11 protein-coding genes, 1 tRNA gene and 1 riboswitch are annotated in these 15589 nt (G+C 60.7%); of the genes, 5 read left to right on the plus strand and 7 right to left on the minus strand.

The window, feature by feature from the left end; genetic code table 11:
• Nucleotides 1-72: 72 nt before the first annotated feature.
• From ACFSYH_RS04300 to argS, 6 genes are all read right to left on the minus strand, one after another.
• Complete coding sequence (locus ACFSYH_RS04300; RefSeq protein WP_377465340.1) at nucleotides 73-939, minus strand: hypothetical protein; 867 nt, start codon at nucleotides 937-939, stop codon at nucleotides 73-75.
• Entirely contained in the window at nucleotides 936-1766 is an 831-nt protein-coding gene (locus ACFSYH_RS04305) for a heme ABC transporter ATP-binding protein (protein WP_377465341.1), read from the minus strand. The genes ACFSYH_RS04300 and ACFSYH_RS04305 overlap by 4 nt, the downstream gene beginning before the upstream one ends.
• Nucleotides 1766-2863: a FecCD family ABC transporter permease gene (locus ACFSYH_RS04310; RefSeq protein ID WP_377465342.1), complete on the minus strand. Its 1098-nt coding sequence runs from the start codon at nucleotides 2861-2863 to the stop codon at nucleotides 1766-1768. Before ACFSYH_RS04310 ends, ACFSYH_RS04305 begins: the two co-directional genes overlap by 1 nt.
• A 22-nt stretch (nucleotides 2864-2885) precedes the next feature.
• Nucleotides 2886-4004 carry a heme/hemin ABC transporter substrate-binding protein gene (locus tag ACFSYH_RS04315; protein ID WP_377465343.1) on the minus strand — a complete coding sequence of 373 codons (1119 nt, stop codon included), beginning with the start codon at nucleotides 4002-4004 and terminating at the stop codon, nucleotides 2886-2888.
• 245 nt (nucleotides 4005-4249) lie between these two features.
• Nucleotides 4250-5662: a diaminopimelate decarboxylase gene (lysA, locus tag ACFSYH_RS04320; RefSeq protein WP_377465344.1), complete on the minus strand. Its 1413-nt coding sequence runs from the start codon at nucleotides 5660-5662 to the stop codon at nucleotides 4250-4252.
• A complete protein-coding gene (gene argS, locus ACFSYH_RS04325; RefSeq protein WP_377465345.1) occupies nucleotides 5662-7341 on the minus strand; it encodes an arginine--tRNA ligase in 1680 nt (559 codons plus the stop codon). Before argS ends, lysA begins: the two co-directional genes overlap by 1 nt.
• 226 nt (nucleotides 7342-7567) lie before the next feature.
• Between argS and ACFSYH_RS04330 the strand changes: the two genes are divergently transcribed.
• From ACFSYH_RS04330 to ACFSYH_RS04345, 4 genes are all read left to right on the plus strand, one after another.
• Nucleotides 7568-8263 carry a FadR/GntR family transcriptional regulator gene (locus tag ACFSYH_RS04330; protein ID WP_377465346.1) on the plus strand — a complete coding sequence of 232 codons (696 nt, stop codon included), beginning with the start codon at nucleotides 7568-7570 and terminating at the stop codon, nucleotides 8261-8263.
• 25 nt (nucleotides 8264-8288) lie between these two features.
• A tRNA-Arg gene (locus ACFSYH_RS04335) sits at nucleotides 8289-8364 on the plus strand.
• Between the two features lie 343 nt (nucleotides 8365-8707).
• A complete protein-coding gene (locus ACFSYH_RS04340; RefSeq protein ID WP_377465347.1) occupies nucleotides 8708-9943 on the plus strand; it encodes a CDP-glycerol glycerophosphotransferase family protein in 1236 nt (411 codons plus the stop codon).
• A complete protein-coding gene (locus tag ACFSYH_RS04345) occupies nucleotides 9940-11082 on the plus strand; it encodes a CDP-glycerol glycerophosphotransferase family protein (protein ID WP_377465348.1) in 1143 nt (380 codons plus the stop codon). The genes ACFSYH_RS04340 and ACFSYH_RS04345 overlap by 4 nt, the downstream gene beginning before the upstream one ends.
• A 311-nt stretch (nucleotides 11083-11393) precedes the next feature.
• Here the strand turns inward: ACFSYH_RS04345 and pnuC are convergent, their stop codons facing one another.
• Nucleotides 11394-12062 carry a nicotinamide riboside transporter PnuC gene (pnuC, locus tag ACFSYH_RS04350; RefSeq protein WP_377465349.1) on the minus strand — a complete coding sequence of 223 codons (669 nt, stop codon included), beginning with the start codon at nucleotides 12060-12062 and terminating at the stop codon, nucleotides 11394-11396.
• A 100-nt stretch (nucleotides 12063-12162) separates the two neighbouring features.
• Nucleotides 12163-12298, minus strand: a riboswitch (FMN riboswitch).
• A 294-nt stretch (nucleotides 12299-12592) separates the two neighbouring features.
• On the opposite strand from pnuC, the gene adhE reads away from it, so the two are divergent.
• The gene (adhE, locus tag ACFSYH_RS04355) at nucleotides 12593-15373 is read left to right on the plus strand and encodes a bifunctional acetaldehyde-CoA/alcohol dehydrogenase (RefSeq protein ID WP_377465350.1); all 2781 of its coding nucleotides are present in this window, start codon (nucleotides 12593-12595) and stop codon (nucleotides 15371-15373) included.
• Nucleotides 15374-15589 lie beyond the last annotated feature (216 nt).

Raw genomic sequence — 15589 nt, forward strand, 5'->3', positions numbered from 1 at the left:
CAGAACGGAACATAACCCGTGACGTCCACCAGAATGCATGCGGGTGGGATCAAACCCACCCGCACACGATGACTACTTCCTGCGCTTGGTTGCCCAGAACGCAAACCCGGCGATAACGAGCAATCCGACACCAACGCCCACTATGGTCGGAACGTTGTTCGAACTCGTGTCCTCGACCTCAACACCGCTTTGCGACGAGTCGGAGGAGTTCGGGCCTGTTTCTTGCGTGTGCGTGTCCGCTGGTTCGGAAGCCGACTCGCTCGGCTGCTCCGACTCGTCGCCAATCGGCTCTTCTGCCTGTTCGGCAACTACATCGGCGGGGTCCACCGTGGTGTCCGCAACGAAGGTGATCGGGGTGAAGGTCTCGTTGTTGCCGTTCTTCACGCCGTGCGCCCCAAAGGTGATCACACCGCAGGTGTCCTTGAGGCAGTCAACATCGGTGGGGTTGCCGTCGCGGTCCATCGACTCAAACGTGGCTGAGGGCATCGCAAGCTCAGTTTCCCAGGTGCCGTCCTCGGCGATGAATCCGCCGTTTGCGGCGGCTGCGGTCTTGGATCCCTCAAACGCGATGTACCGGCTGTGACCCTGATTGGTCTCGTCCTCGGCGTCCGGAACATAACGGTAGTTCTCCCCCGTTTGCCCGCCGTTGCTTGGTGCCCAGCTCAGGCCATCAGTGTCGGACACCCATCCGAACACAACGTAGATTCCACCCGCGCCGTTCTTGATCGCCTGGAAATCAGACCCCTTGAGCGTCAAGACGGTGCCGCCGTCGATCGCAGCAGTGGGGAAACCCGACTCGTTGAGCGCCTCGACGCTCGCACCGCTGACCGAGACGGTGTCCGACTCGTCAGCACCTGCTGGAATCGCCAACCCGAGGCCAAGCGAACCCGAGAGAACCACCGAGGCAGCGGCAGTCACGGTCTTGCGTACAGTGTTCATTTCGTGTCCTTTTCCGTGTGTGGCGAGCGCGTAGATAGTGGGGGGCAGGCGCGTTGCGGCAAGATGATGAGTTCCCCGGTCTCCGGATGTGTGAACACCGAGATGGGGTACTGGTAGATGTCAGTCAACCGCTGTGAGGTCATCACGTCAGCGGGTACGCCCTGGGCGACGACATGACCGCGATCCACCACGACCACCTCGTGTGCGTAGGATGCGGCGAGTGTCAGATCGTGCAGGACGACCACCACGATCTTGCCGTTCAAGGCTTCTGCGAGAGCCTGCTTGAGTACCGCCTCCTGGTGCTTGATGTCGAGTGCGGCGGTCGGCTCATCGAGCATGATGATCGGCGTTTGCTGTGCGAGCACGCGGGCAAATGCCGCGCGCGCCTTTTCACCACCCGAGAGCGATTGAAAGTTGCGGGTGCGCAGGTGGCCGACATCTGCGATCTCGATGGCTTTGTCGATGACCTTCTCGTCGTTGTCCTCCTGCTCGGTTCCCTGCCAAGGTGAACGGCCCATCTCCACAACCTCGTGCACGGTGAACGGGAACGAGATCCGGTTTTCCTGGACGAGCACGGAACGCTCCCGGGCCAGGTCCACGAGCTTACGCTTGGTGATGTCCACGCCATTGATGAGGATGCGCCCGTGGGTTGGGTGCCTGTCCCCCGCGATTGCTCCAAGCAGGGTCGATTTTCCAGCACCGTTCGGGCCGACGAGGGCAATGAGTTTGCCACCCGTAAAGGTCAGATTCACTGCGTCGAGGATGCGGCGTCCGGGGACGTCGATCGTGAGGTTCTCCACCTCAAGGGTCAACGGTGTCATGGTCATCAGGCCCATCCTCCCGCGCTCTTGCGGGTCTTGCGGATGAGGTAGAAGAAGAAGGGGCCGCCCACGAGCGAGGTGAGCATGCCGATGGGAAGGTCGGCGTAGAGGACCGCGGTACGCGCGACCAGATCGGCGCCGGACAGCAGAACGGCACCGCCGAGCGCGGACAGCGGAATGAGCGCGCGGTGGCTGGGTCCGATCATCATTCGGATGATGTGCGGAATGACCAGACCGACGAACGCGATGATTCCGGTGAACGCCACTGCGGCTGCGGTCAGGGTCGCGACGATAACGATTGCGGTGATGCGCAAACGCTCGACATCGACTCCGAGGTGGCGTGCGGAGCGTTCGCCCAGCGCGAGGAGATCGAGTTTGCGGGCGATGAGGATGGCACCGATCAACCCGATCAACACAAGCGGGGCGACGACCGCGACATACTGCCAGCGGGTTCCGTTCATTGACCCGAGTTGCCAGAAGATGATCTGCTCGCGAGCCTGTTGGTCGCCCACGAATGTCAGGAACGCGATGAGCGCCCCGGCAACCGCGTTGATTGCCACGCCGGTCAGTACGAGCGTGACCACCTCGGTGCGCCCGTTGGCTCGCGACATCGCGTACACGAGCAGGGTGACCACGAGTCCGCCCACGAACGCGAACAACGGTGTCGTCCACGGGCCGAACACGGTGATGTTGAAGACCATAGCTGTACAGGCTGCGGCTGCGGCTCCCGAGGACACTCCGACGACGCCCGGGTCGGCGAGCGGGTTGCCGAACACCCCCTGCATGATCGCTCCACCCACCGCGAGGGCCGCACCCACGAGGGCTGCGAGCAGTACGCGTGGGAAGCGGATCGTCCACAGGGCGCTCTCCCCCTGTGGGTGCGCCGTGACGGGAGAACCACCGAGGCCCAACTTGTTGAGCAGTGAGCCGAACACCTCTCCTGCGGGAAGCTGGAGTTGTCCGCTTGCGGCGCTGACGATCAGGAGCGTGAACAGCGCGCACACCAGGCCAATCACGAGAACGATCAGTTTTGCCCGACGGTGCTTGGAGGCGGCGAGATGGTCATGAGGGGGGACTGAGCGTGAACTCAGGTTTTTTGACATGTGGGGTTCCGTGCCTGATGTGTTACTGAGCAGCCGACGCGTTTGCATCGGGTGCATAGAGTGCGACTGCCAGAGCGTCGAGTACCTCGGCGGTTGCTGGACCGTAGCTCAGGATGGCCGTGTCATCCATGTCCACGATGCGTTTGTTGATACCTGCCGGGGTCTGCGCAAGTTCCGGGAGCGCTTCGAGTAGCCCATCGACGCCGTCTGTGGATTCAAGTCCCTTGGTCATCGTGAGGATGACGTCTGGCGCAGCGGCGATGATCCCCTCGGCGTTGACCGGTTTCATTCCGCTCCAGCCGATCTCACTCGCGACATCCACACCACCGAGCGCGGAGATGAGTGCATCGGCGCCGGAATCCGAGCCGAACATGTAGTACACGCCCGAGCCACCACGAATGTACAGAAAGGCGATCCGTAGTTTGTCTTCCTGGGCTGCTGGTGCGATCTCCGCGATTTGCTGGACCTTCGCGTTGACCTCACCCTCCACCTCCTGAGCCAGGGTCTCACCAGCCTCGGAAACGCCCAGCGCTTCCGCCACCTGCCGGATCATGTCGGAGGTGTTCTCAATGGAGCGGTGTGAGTCCACCACGACCACCGGGATACCCGAGTCGCGCATCTGCAGGATGACATCCCATGGGCCAAGCGAGGTGTCGGTGATGATGACCGTTGGCGAGAGCTCCAGGATCGCCTCGGCAGCGAGGTCGTGCCCTGCGGGCGTGACGAGCGGTAGATGCCGGGCCTCGGGAAAGTTGGTGGAGGTGTCGCGTCCCACGAGTTGGTCGCCCAGGCCGAGGCGGTAGACGATGCGTGAGGTGGTGCCGTACACGTCGAGCGCGAGGATGCGTGAGGTGTCCGTGATCGTGACCTCGGTGCCCTGCATGTCGGTCACCGTGACGGGAAGTTGTGGGGTCCCGGGTTCAATCGGCTCAAGTGGGGTTTCACCGGTCATGAGTGCGGTGGACGGCCCGACATGGGCTTTCGGGTTCTCGACCGGGGTTACGTCCGCGAGAGCCACTCCCGTCTCCACGGGAGCCTCTGCCTTCGCCGTCGGTTCGATCGGGGAACAGCCCGCAACGAGGAGTGCACCCATGAGTACCCCTGCTATCGCAGTCTTGCGTACCCGCGTTACACGGTTCATCAGTTGCACGTTCAGCCATCCAGTCACGAAGTCGAGGTTTGCCTACCCTAATTTATTCACCTTCGGCAATTAACACAACGCGCTCATTGCGGAATTGGACGTTGCACATGTCACGTTGGCTTTTCAGTACCTTTGTCCCATCCGCTCGACATCGAGTGCGTCAGATAGGGAAACGGGCCGCGGATATGACATCCGCGGCCCGTTGACGTGCTGGTTTGAGCTGCCTGGACTCTCGTTTCGATAGATCAGCCGAGGTCGAGGGCCAGCAGGTCGTCCTCAGTCTCGCGGCGCACGATGACACGCGATGCACCGTCCTTGACCGCGATGACCGGCGGCTTGAGCAGGTTGTTGTAGTTCGATGCCATCGAGCGGCCATAGGCACCGGTCGCGGCGACGGCGATGATATCGCCGCGCTGTACATCCGCTGGCAACGCGAGGTCGTTGATGACGATGTCACCGGATTCGCAGTGCTTGCCGACGATGCGGGCGAGTACCGCTTCCTCGGAACCTTCGCGGTTGGCGAGGCGGGCGGTGTAGACCGCTCCGTAGAGCGCTGGGCGAATGTTGTCCGACATTCCGCCGTCCACGGACACGTAGGTGCGGACGATACCCTCGTCGGTCGTGACGTTCTTGATCGTGCCGACCGTGTACAGGGTTACCGTGGTCGGTCCAGCGATCGAACGGCCCGGCTCGATGGAGATGCGTGGAACTGAGGTGTTCAGTTCCGTGGCGACTGCGGCCATGGTCTGTGCGAGGGACTGTGCGAGGGACGGCACGTCAATTGGCTGGTCCTCGGGAACATACGCGATGCCGTAACCGCCGCCGAGGTCCAGTTCAGGCATGACGTAGCCCGTCTTTTCCTCAAGGCTCTTGCGCAGTTCCAGCATCTTGCGTGCGTTCAACTCGAACGCAGTCGAATCCTGAATCTGCGAACCGATGTGCGCGTGGGCTCCGAGCAGACGCAGCTGCGGGAACTTCAACACGAGTTCCATGCCCTCGAGTGCCTGACCGCCTGCCAGGGACAGGCCGAACTTCTGGTCCTCGCGTGCGGTCGAGATGAACTCGTGGCCACCGGCGTGGATACCGGTGGTCACGCGCACCATGACCGGAACGGGGCTGGCCGCGGTGCGGCCCTCGGCCTCGGCGAGCTGCGCGATCTGTTCGATCTCCACGAGCGAGTCAGCCACGATGCGGCCCACTGATCCACGGATCGCCCGGACAATCTCCGCCTCAGATTTGTTGTTACCGTGCAGTCCCATGTTCTCGCCTGCGATACCGGCGCGCTCGGCAACAGCCATCTCACCCGCGGTGCAGGTGTCGATCCGTAGGCCTTCCTCATCGGCCCACTTCGCAACCGCTACCGACAGGAACGACTTACCCGCATAGTACACGTCGACATCGGCGCCCACGGCCGAGAAAGCGGACCGGAACGACTCGACAAACAGGCGGGCGCGAGCGCGAAAGTGGGACTCGTCGACGATGAACGACGGCGTACCGTGCTCGGCGACCAAGTCGGCCACATCGATGCCGCCAACCGACAGCGAGCCGCCCGCCAATCGCGCGGACTGCGGCCACACGTGCGATGCGAGCGCGGCGCGCTGCGACGGACCGGGCTTCAGGATTTCAGCAGGGTCTACCTGCGGGGAAACGGTTCCCATCACATACGCTCCGGAGCTGAGACGCCAAGTAGGTTCAATGCGTTGGCGAGGACTTGACGGGTGGCGTCGTTGAGCCACAACCGGGTGCGGTGGGTGTCGGTCACTTCACCATCGCCGATTGGGGTCACACGGCATTCGGAGTACCACTTGTGGTAGCTACCCGCGAGCGCCTCCGCATACCGAGCAACGCGGTGTGGCTCGCGCAGTTCTGCAGCCTGAGCCACCACGCGCGGGAACTCGGTCAACTGACCGATCAACGCGGATTCGGTTGCATGAGTCAGGGTCTCTGGGGCGAATGCGTCCTCGCGGCGCACTCCGGCCGCCTGTGCGTTACGAGCAACGTTTGCGGTACGGGCGTGAGCGTACTGCACGTAAAAGACCGGGTTCTCGTTGGTCTGCGCGGCGAGCAGGTCAAGGTCGATGTCGATCGACTGGTCCACGGAGGAACGCACGAGCGCGTACCGTGCCGCGTCAACGCCCACAGCCTCGACGAGGTCCTCAAGCGTGACCACGGTTCCGGCACGCTTCGACATACGCACCGGTTCGCCATCCTTGACCAGGTTCACCATCTGACCGATCAGGATCTCGAGGTTCTTGTGTGGCTCGTCTCCGAACGCGGCGCATACTGCTTGAAGGCGCCCGATGTAGCCGTGGTGGTCGGCGCCGAGCATCATGACGACCTCGTTGAAGCCGCGCTCGCGCTTGTCCAGGTAGTAGGCGATGTCACCGGCAATGTAGGCGGCGTCGCCGTCGGACTTGATGACCACGCGGTCCTTGTCGTCCCCGAACGTGGTGGTGCGCAGCCACTTGGCGCCGTCCTGCTCGAACATGTGTCCGGCGGCCTCAAGGCGAGCGATGGCACGCTCCACGGCGCCCGTGGTGTACAGGTCGTTCTCGTGGAAGTACACGTCGAAGTCCACGCCGAACTCGTGCAGCGACTTGCGGATCTCCGCGAACATCAGGTCCACGCCCTTGGCGCGGAAGTATTCCTGACGGTCAGCCTCATCGAGCGTCAATGGATCCGGGTCGCCCACTTCCTTCGCACCGGCGAGCACAGCGTCCGCGATGTCTTGGATGTACTGTCCGCCGTAGCCGTCTTCCGGTGCGTCTTGTCCCAGTGCACGGGCAACGAGCGAGCGCGCAAAGCGGTCGATCTGGGCACCGTGGTCGTTGAAGTAGTACTCCCGGCACACCTGCGCGCCGGTCGCTTCCATGACGCGGGCCAACGAGTCGCCAACAGCAGCCCACCGGGTACCGCCGATGTGGATCGGTCCGGTCGGATTCGCCGAGACGAACTCCAGGTTGATCTTCTTGCCGGCACCGGTCTCGGAGCGGCCGTAGTCCTGGCCAGCCTCAACGATGGTCTTTGCGAGTTCACCAGCCGCTGCGGCGTCAAGCGTGATGTTCAAGAAGCCTGGTCCGGCGACCTCAACCTTGGCGACTCCAGCGGTCGAGCCCAGACGGTTCGCCAATTCCTGAGCGAGGGCGCGCGGGTTGGTGCCGCCCTTCTTGGCAAGTTGAAGAGCGATGTTGGTTGCCCAGTCACCGTGTTCGCGCTGACGAGGTCGCTCAACGTGCACCTGCTCTGGCAGGTCTGAGACGGACAGGGCCAGGGCACCGTCTTCGATCGATGAGATCAGTGCATTACGGATTGCTTCAATAAGCTCTACAGGAGTCACCCGAGAATAATATCCGGTTCTGGCACCGCGGTTACGATGGTTTTCGTCATATAGTGGTACCTGTTACGGACAAAGTAGTGCAGCGGAGGGCAGGGGCCTCGCGAAGTAAACCCCTACCTCAGCGAAACGGATGCAGTTCGTGGCCAATAGGTATATAGGGAATTTATCCCACCCGTGTACGGCTCAATGGTGCGCTGCACAAACACACAAAGGTAGTGACTCACCCATGTCAGATCGTTCCAATCTGATCGAGCAGGCGACCGCGCAATTGCGTGCCCGCATCCGCTCAGGTCAATGGAAAGTGGGCGAACGCATCCCCACGGAACCCCACCTCGTAGAGCTTCTGGGGGTCGGGCGCAACACAGTGCGCGAGGCCGTTCAGTCTCTTGTCCATGCAGGCCTCCTCACTCGCCGCCAGGGTTCTGGCACCTACGTGCGCTCCACCTCCGAGGTATCGGTGGCGCTTGGCCGCCAGTTCGAGGATGCTCACTACATCCACATCCTCGAGGTGCGTCGTTCCCTTGAGGTCGAGGCCGCTCGGCTTGCTGCCCGTAACCGCACCGAGCAGGATATCGCCCTACTGCGCGAGGTCAACCGGACCCGTCAAGAGGCATTCAACGCCGGTGAGGTCGACCAGATGGTTGCAGCCGACATCACACTGCACAACGCGATCGCTGCCGTATCGAAGAATCCCGTGCTACAGCAACTGTACGAGAGCCTGACCGCCGCCGTTGGCGCCTCGATTCGCCGCAACGTGGAGAAGATCCTACGCAACCACATCAACGACGATCACGACGACCTCATCGAGGCGATCATCATTGGCGATGAGTTCCTTGCGATGGAGGAAATGGGCTCCTACCTCTCGCACTACATTGAGAGTCGCACCACATCGCCTACCTCGCGTGCCACAACCCGCGTGTAATCCTGATAAGATTACGAGCGGTTTCGCCCTCGTAGCTCAGGGGATAGAGCGTCTGCCTCCGGAGCAGAAGGCCGTAGGTTCGAATCCTATCGAGGGCACCACCCATGAAACGCCTCGCAGCCACTCGCTGCGGGGCGTTTTCCGTGCGCCCAGACCCGTCCCACGCGTCGGCGGCTAGCGCTCGAACTCAGCCTTTTACCTACGGGCTCAGCCCCCTGCAGGATGAGTTCGTAGGATTTTGGTTGAGTTCGATGGAGGACGGCTTGCGGCTAGCGGTTGGTCGGCCAGATTGACGACGAGCTATCTTGTTCGCCCCATCCGCCCAGAGCCAGCCGGGCTGGGTCGCACGGCGCGTACGTGACTGCCCGTATCGTCGCCCATCAGAAAGCACCGCCAGATACACAGGCTTAGGAAACACCACTCTGCGCAACGTAAACTGATCGGATGCAACGTAACTGGTCGGTAAAGTCTGTGCTGCAAACCCTGCGGCAGAGCTTCTACATCGTGGGCTACAAGCTCGCTCGACTTTTCATCGCTCCACGTGACGGGCTCGTGCTGTTCCTCTCGGACTCGAATGCGGAACTCGTCAACAATCAAAAGCCACTGGCCGACGAACTCACCGCGCGCGGATACGATGTCCGCACTGTTCTGCGCCCTTCACTACGCACCAAACGCTCGCTGAGGGACCATTTCCGCCTGTGCCAGTTGATGGCGCGGGCCAAGGTCATCGTCGTTGATGACTTCTACCCCATGATCTACCAGATCAAGTTGCGTCCAGGGACACAACTCCTGCAGATCTGGCACGCATCGGGCGCATTCAAAACCATGGGTTTCAGCCGCGCCGGTAAACCTGGCGGCCCCATCACCGGCTCCAAGACCCACAAGAACTACACGGCAGCAATCGTCTCCTCCCCTGCGGTACGCGCAAACTATGCCGAGGCGTTCGGAATCGATGTGTCGAAGGTGCACGCAACGGGCATTCCGCGCACAGACGTGTTCTTCAACCATTCCGAGGTTGCGGGTGCCGCCAAGGATATCCGGAACAAGCTGGCTATCCCGGAAGACAGGAAACTCGCGTTGTTCGCGCCGACCTTCCGCGGCAATGGCCAGGTCACGGCTCATTACCCCACCGAATGGATCGACTGGAAGGAACTCGCCACCCAACTCGGGGACGAGTACGTGATCGGGTACAAGCCCCACCCGTTCGTATCCTCTGTTCCCGCTGAGGTCTCAAGTTCCGACGTCTTCCGCGACCTGAGCGCTCTACGCGACACCAATCGCGTGCTCATGGCGACGGACCTACTCATCACCGATTACTCATCGATCATCTTTGACTATGCGCTACTCGACCGACCGACCGTGTTCTTCTGCCCTGATCTCGAGGAATACATCAGTTCGCGGGACTTCTACTATCCGTACGAGCGCTACGCCTTCGGGCCAATCGCACGCACAACCTCCGAACTCATCGAAGGAGTGCGCGAGGCCCGTGGCGACACCCAGGAACTACACGATTTTGTCGAGTTCTTCTGCGGTTCCTGCGACGGCCAGTCAACAGCCCGAGTCATCGACGAGTTGATTGCGCCGTTCGCTGGAATCCCCGGCCAGCACCGCCGACGCGAGACTGAGCGAGAACACCACACTGGCAGCCACCCGCACGCTGCGCACGGCGGGCATGCATGATCGGCACCATCAAACGGGGTTTCGCTCTGGCGGTCAAAGTGTTTTTGCAGGTGTGCTATTCCCCCATACGCCTACTGCCTGCGCGCAAACAGATCACGTTCATCTCACGCCAACAGGACACCCCCTCGCTTGATTTCGAGTTGTTTGCCCAGGAGTTCACCAGGCGTCACCCAGATTGGACGGTTGAGTTCCTGTGCTACGAGTTCCACTCGTCATTGGCCAAGAAACTCGGATACTTCGGGCACGTGTTCACTCAGATGCGGCACATCTCCCGGTCCCGCCTAGTCGTCCTGGACACGTACTGCATTCCGGTGTCGGTGCTGCGGCATAAGGACTCGCTGCGGGTCATCCAGATGTGGCACGCGCTTGGGTCGCTCAAAAAGTTCGGGTACTCGATCCTCGACGTTGGTGAGGGATCGTCCTCCGACATTGCCCGAATCATGCACATGCACGCCAACTATGACGCCGTTGTGGCGAGTTCACGTGCGAGCACGCCCGCCTTCGCCGAGGCATTCAACGTACCTGAGGCAGTGGTCCACCCAATTCCTCTCCCACGAGTCGATGCACTACGCGATACCGAGCGGCGCGATCACACCCGCACGATGCTGCTTGAGCAGTATCCGGAACTTGCAGGCAAGAAGAACGTGCTGTTTGCTCCCACGTTCAAGAAGGGCCAGGTGTTCGCGGCCGATGCCCTGCACGCATACTTCGCACGCCACGGCTATAACCTGATTGCCAAGCCTCATCCAGTTGCCTTGAGCGACACCGACGTCATCGCTCGACGCTACGCAGACCACTCTTCATTTGATTTCCTCTCAGTGGCCGACTATCTCGTCACCGATTACTCATCGATCATGTTTGAGGCTGGGATTGCCGATATCCCGGTTCTGATCTTTGCCCCTGATCTTGGCGAATACCTTGAGGAACGCGACTTCTATATCGACTTCGCGGCGGAGGTGCCCTTCCCCATCGCAACTGGTTTTGAGGGGCTGGTGGATAACCTCAAGCAGTTGGACCGGGAGCCCGCTGAGTTCCAGGATTTCATTGGCCGCTACGTTGAGTTGCCGCAGGACCGCAGGTGCACGGAAGCGATAGCGGATCTCGCCGATTCCCTGCTCGATCAGCCCGTTGTGGATTAGCGACGAGCCTTCACGTTCCAGCAGTCTCTTATGCCCCACCAGCACCACACGCTCCACTCCTGACGCGAACTCAGGGTTTTACCCACGAACCCAGTCCGCTCCGAGCTGAGTTCGTGGGTAAAACCCTGAGTTCGATTCTGAAGATGGATGCTACACAGAGATGGGTCACGAAAGAAAACCAGCCGGGCTGGGTCGCGCGGTTGCGGGGTCAAGATGAGGGATCGTCGGAAATCTGTACCAGGTACCAAAACAAAACCGCCCGGTTGCATTCCTACCAGAGGATGCAACCGGGCGGATGGTCAGATGGAAGACTACGCAGCCGGCTCTTCCACGAGAGCCGCACGCCGCTGCGCACGCCACCAGACGAAGAACCCAACCAGGGTGAACACGCCGTAGAACACATACATGAAGCCCGTGGCGTAGTATCCGGCGGAGAACAGCAGCGGCACACCAACGATGTCAACCGCAACCCAGATCAGCCAAAACTCGGTCCACCCCTTGGCCATCCCGTAGGTGGCGAGCAGCGAACCCATGAAGATCCACGCATCCGCCCAGACCGGTTCATACGATCCGAGCGCGCGGAACAGTGGTGTCAGAGCGAGCGTGCCGACGGCCATGACAAGGATGAGTCCGAGACGAGTTCCGTTTGAGGCCCAGCGGGGAACGATGGCCGTACCGTCGGCCTCCTCTCGAGACTGCTTCCAGCGGTACCAGCCGTAGATCGACACGCAGATGAACATGATCTGTCGACCTGCCTGCCCGAGCATCGCCGTGTGGTCAGCCCCGTTGAACAGGGTGCCCATGAAAACGGTGAACAGCAGGGCGTTACCCATGATTCCGATTGGCCAGGCCCAGACTTTACGGCGCATGCCACCGAGTGCTGAGGCTAAACCGAATACGTTTCCAATGATTTCGCGCCACATCATCTGCTGATCGCCGATGGTTAAGGTCGCGTGATAGAGCGTGTCAAAGACGTCCAAATTCTCCTCCTTCCGAACTAGAAAATGCACTGTCGGGGAGGACGGGCGTGACTCGTGTGCGGGCATCACTAAACGGACACCACACACGGCACGGCCGCGAAAAGTGCTTCTCCCATCCAGACTTTGACTGTCGGTGCTGGAATTTCACCAGCTCAGCCGCACACAGTCGAAGTGACTGCGAGCAGGTCGCGGACTATAACCGCCGGTTCGGAATTTCACCGACCCCGGAGCACATGCGAGCGTCAAGACGCTGCGCCTCAATGATAACCGTCGTCGACCCGTGTTTGTTCCCGCCTTCAAGGTGCGGACGAATGTAACGCATAGGGCACGAGAATGAGGCTTCTGACGGGATTAAAGTGACTCAAGACCTATGTGGTCAGACCACAATGCAATAGTCCTACGTTTGGGCTGTTCACAGCATTTTGAACAACCTTAAATTCATGGGACGTTTGACACAGGATTTGATGGAAACTCAACTATACGATGGAGGTGTTCACAGGGAAAGAAAACCAAAGGCAAGAGAGGCACCCATGTCTGCCGCAGCTGAAAACCAGCCCACCGAGGTCCAGCACGAGATCGACCAACTCGTAGCCAAAGGCCAGGAAGCACTGCGCGAGTACCTCGCATTCGATCAAGAGACGATCGACTACATCGTCAAGAAGGCATCCGTTGCCGCACTCTCCGTCCACGGCGAACTCGCCGTCCAAGCAGTCGCAGAAACCGGACGCGGAGTCTTCGAAGACAAGGCCGTGAAGAACATCTTCGCGTGCGAACACGTCACCAACTCCATGCTCTCGCTCAAGACCGTCGGCATCATCGGCCGCGACGAGCTCACCGGAATCACCGAGATCGCCGAACCAGTCGGCGTCATCTGTGGTGTCACCCCGGTCACCAACCCAACGTCCACCACGATCTTCAAGGCGCTCATCGCCATCAAGACTCGTAACCCCATCGTCTTCGGGTTCCACCCAAGCGCTCAGCAGTCGTCCGTTGCAGCAGCACGCGCAGTGTATGAAGCAGCAGTCGCAGCAGGCGCCCCGGAGAACTGTGTGCAGTGGGTCGAACACCCATCGCTTCAGGCAACCAGTGCACTCATGAACCACCCAGGCGTTGCTCTCATCCTCGCAACCGGTGGTAACGCCATGGTTCGCGCAGCCTACTCATGCGGAAAACCAGCGCTGGGTGTTGGTGCCGGAAACGTGCCAGCCTTCATCGAGAAGTCCGCAAAGCTCAAGCGTGCAGTCAACGACGTCGTGCTTTCCAAGGCCTTCGACAACGGCATGATCTGTGCGTCCGAACAGGCAGTCATCCTCGAGGCACCCATCTACGATGAGGCACTCGAAGAGTTCAAAAACCTCCACGCCTACGTGGCGACCCCCGCCGAGAAGACGATGCTCGAGGAGTTCATCTTCGGCGTCAAAGCCGAGGGGGCCAACTGCGGTGAGGCGAAGCTCAACGCAGCCGTCGTCGGCCAGAGCGCCGTATGGATCGCAGAGCAGGCAGGGTTCAGCGTCCCAGATGACACCAACATCATCCTCGCCGAGGTCTCCAGCGTCGGTGTCGAGGAGCCCCTGACCCGCGAGAAGCTCTGTCCAGTCCTTGCCGTGCTACGCGCAGAAGATGCCGAGCAGGGCATCAAGCTCTCCGAGCAGATGGTTGAATTCGACGGACTGGGTCACTCCGGTGCGATCCACTCCGAGGACAAGGCGATCATCGAGGAATTCGGTTCCCGTGTGAAGGCCGTCCGCATCATCACCAACGCACCATCCTCGCTCGGTGGTATCGGTGACATCTACAACGCGTTCATCCCATCCCTGACCCTGGGCTGTGGCTCCTACGGACACAACTCGGTCTCCAACAACGTATCGGCCGTCAACCTCGTGAACATCAAGCGCATCGGTCGCCGCAACAACAACCTGCAGTGGTTCAAGGTTCCGGCGAAGACCTACTTCGAGCCCAACGCCATCCGCTACCTCGCTGACATGCGCGGCATCAACCGCGTCACCATTGTCACCGATGCAACGATGACCAAACTCGGGTTCGTGGACAAGATCCTCGATGTCCTCAACCGCCGCCCCGGTAACCGCATCGCGCTGCAGATCATCGATGATGTCATGCCTGAGCCAACCGTTGAGTTCGTGAAAAAGGGCGCACGCCTCATGCAGGAGTTCAGGCCGGACACGATCATCGCGCTAGGTGGTGGTTCCCCAATGGACGCTGCCAAGGTCATGTGGCTGCTATACGAGCACCCAGAGATCGAGTTCTCGGACATGAAGGAAAAGTTCTTCGACGTGCGCAAGCGTGCATTCAAGTTCCCTGACCTCGGCGTTCTCGCATCGCTCGTGTGCATCCCCACCACGTCGGGAACAGGTTCGGAGATGACCCCATTCGCGGTCATCTCGGACCCAGAGGCCAACAAGAAGTACCCACTTGCGGACTACGCACTGACCCCAACGGTTGCGATCGTTGACCCAGCGCTGACCTCCATGATGCCGGACTTCCTCGTTGCAGACTCCGGATTCGACGCACTGACCCACGCTACCGAAGCATTTGTTTCCGTGTACGCGTCCGACTTCACCGATGGTCTGTGCCTCCACGCGATCAAGTTGATCTTCGAGAACATCGTCGCCTCCGTCAAGGGTGGCCCCGGCTCGCAGGACCCCAAGGTTGTCAAGGCGCGCGAGAAGATGCACAACGCTTCCACCCTCGCCGGTATGGCGTTCGGTAACTCGTTCCTCGGTATCGTGCACGCCATGGCGCACGTCACCGGTTCGTCCTTCCACCTGGTTCACGGTCGCACCAACGCCACGTACCTGCCACACGTGATTCGCTACAACGGAACCGTGCCGACCAAGTTGACCTCGTGGCCAAAGTACGAGCACTATGTCGCACCGGAACGCTTCCAGGAGATCGCGAAGCACCTGGGCCTGCCAGCATCCACTCCGCAGGAGGGCGTCGAGTCCTACGCGAAGGCAGTTGAAGAGCTGCGCGCAGCGGTTGGCATCCCGGCTTCGTTCCAGGCGCAGGGCGTCAACGAGGAGGAGTTCATCTCCCGCCTCGACGAGTTGGCCATGGGTGCTTACGAGGACCAGTGTGCTCCAGCCAACCCACGTATGCCGATGATCGATGACATGAAGATGATCATGGAGGCGGCATACTACGGCACCTCGTTCACCGAGGTGAAGGCTCAGCGCAAGGCTGCCGCTCTCGCTTCGATCGAGTCAGCCAAGAAGGCCGCGTCCTCCGAGGACGTCGAGGCTCCTGCTGAGGTCGAGACGGAACCTGCTGGCCGCTCACGCCGCAAGAAGTAGGTTTCAGACAACTGAGAGGAGGGCCTGATCCACGTGGATCAGGCCCTCCTCTTTGCTGTGGCGGATGGCTCTTAGAGCCTTGCGGTACTGGTGGTGGGTAGTTTGATCGCCAGGTCAACTGGTTTCTGATCGTAACGCTCACCTGGTACACAAGCCGGTGGGCTATTTTTGGTCCGGGTGCATAGTTTTTAACTATGCACCCGGACCAAAACAGAC

Origin of the sequence: Populibacterium corticicola (genome assembly GCF_042683685.1) — a bacterium.
Lineage (GTDB): Bacteria > Actinomycetota > Actinomycetes > Actinomycetales > Cellulomonadaceae > Timonella > Timonella corticicola.

What these genes read in the sequence shown, in the direction of transcription:
- ACFSYH_RS04300 (WP_377465340.1), bottom strand. Translation starts at nt 939, where the DNA reads ATGAACACTGTACGCAAGACCGTGACTGCCGCTGCCTCGGTGGTTCTC.
- ACFSYH_RS04305 (WP_377465341.1), bottom strand. Translation starts at nt 1,766, where the DNA reads ATGACCATGACACCGTTGACCCTTGAGGTGGAGAACCTCACGATCGAC.
- ACFSYH_RS04310 (WP_377465342.1), bottom strand. Translation starts at nt 2,863, where the DNA reads ATGTCAAAAAACCTGAGTTCACGCTCAGTCCCCCCTCATGACCATCTC.
- ACFSYH_RS04315 (WP_377465343.1), bottom strand. Translation starts at nt 4,004, where the DNA reads ATGAACCGTGTAACGCGGGTACGCAAGACTGCGATAGCAGGGGTACTC.
- lysA (WP_377465344.1), bottom strand. Translation starts at nt 5,662, where the DNA reads ATGGGAACCGTTTCCCCGCAGGTAGACCCTGCTGAAATCCTGAAGCCC.
- ACFSYH_RS04330 (WP_377465346.1), top strand. Translation starts at nt 7,568, where the DNA reads ATGTCAGATCGTTCCAATCTGATCGAGCAGGCGACCGCGCAATTGCGT.
- ACFSYH_RS04340 (WP_377465347.1), top strand. Translation starts at nt 8,708, where the DNA reads ATGCAACGTAACTGGTCGGTAAAGTCTGTGCTGCAAACCCTGCGGCAG.
- ACFSYH_RS04345 (WP_377465348.1), top strand. Translation starts at nt 9,940, where the DNA reads ATGATCGGCACCATCAAACGGGGTTTCGCTCTGGCGGTCAAAGTGTTT.
- adhE (WP_377465350.1), top strand. Translation starts at nt 12,593, where the DNA reads ATGTCTGCCGCAGCTGAAAACCAGCCCACCGAGGTCCAGCACGAGATC.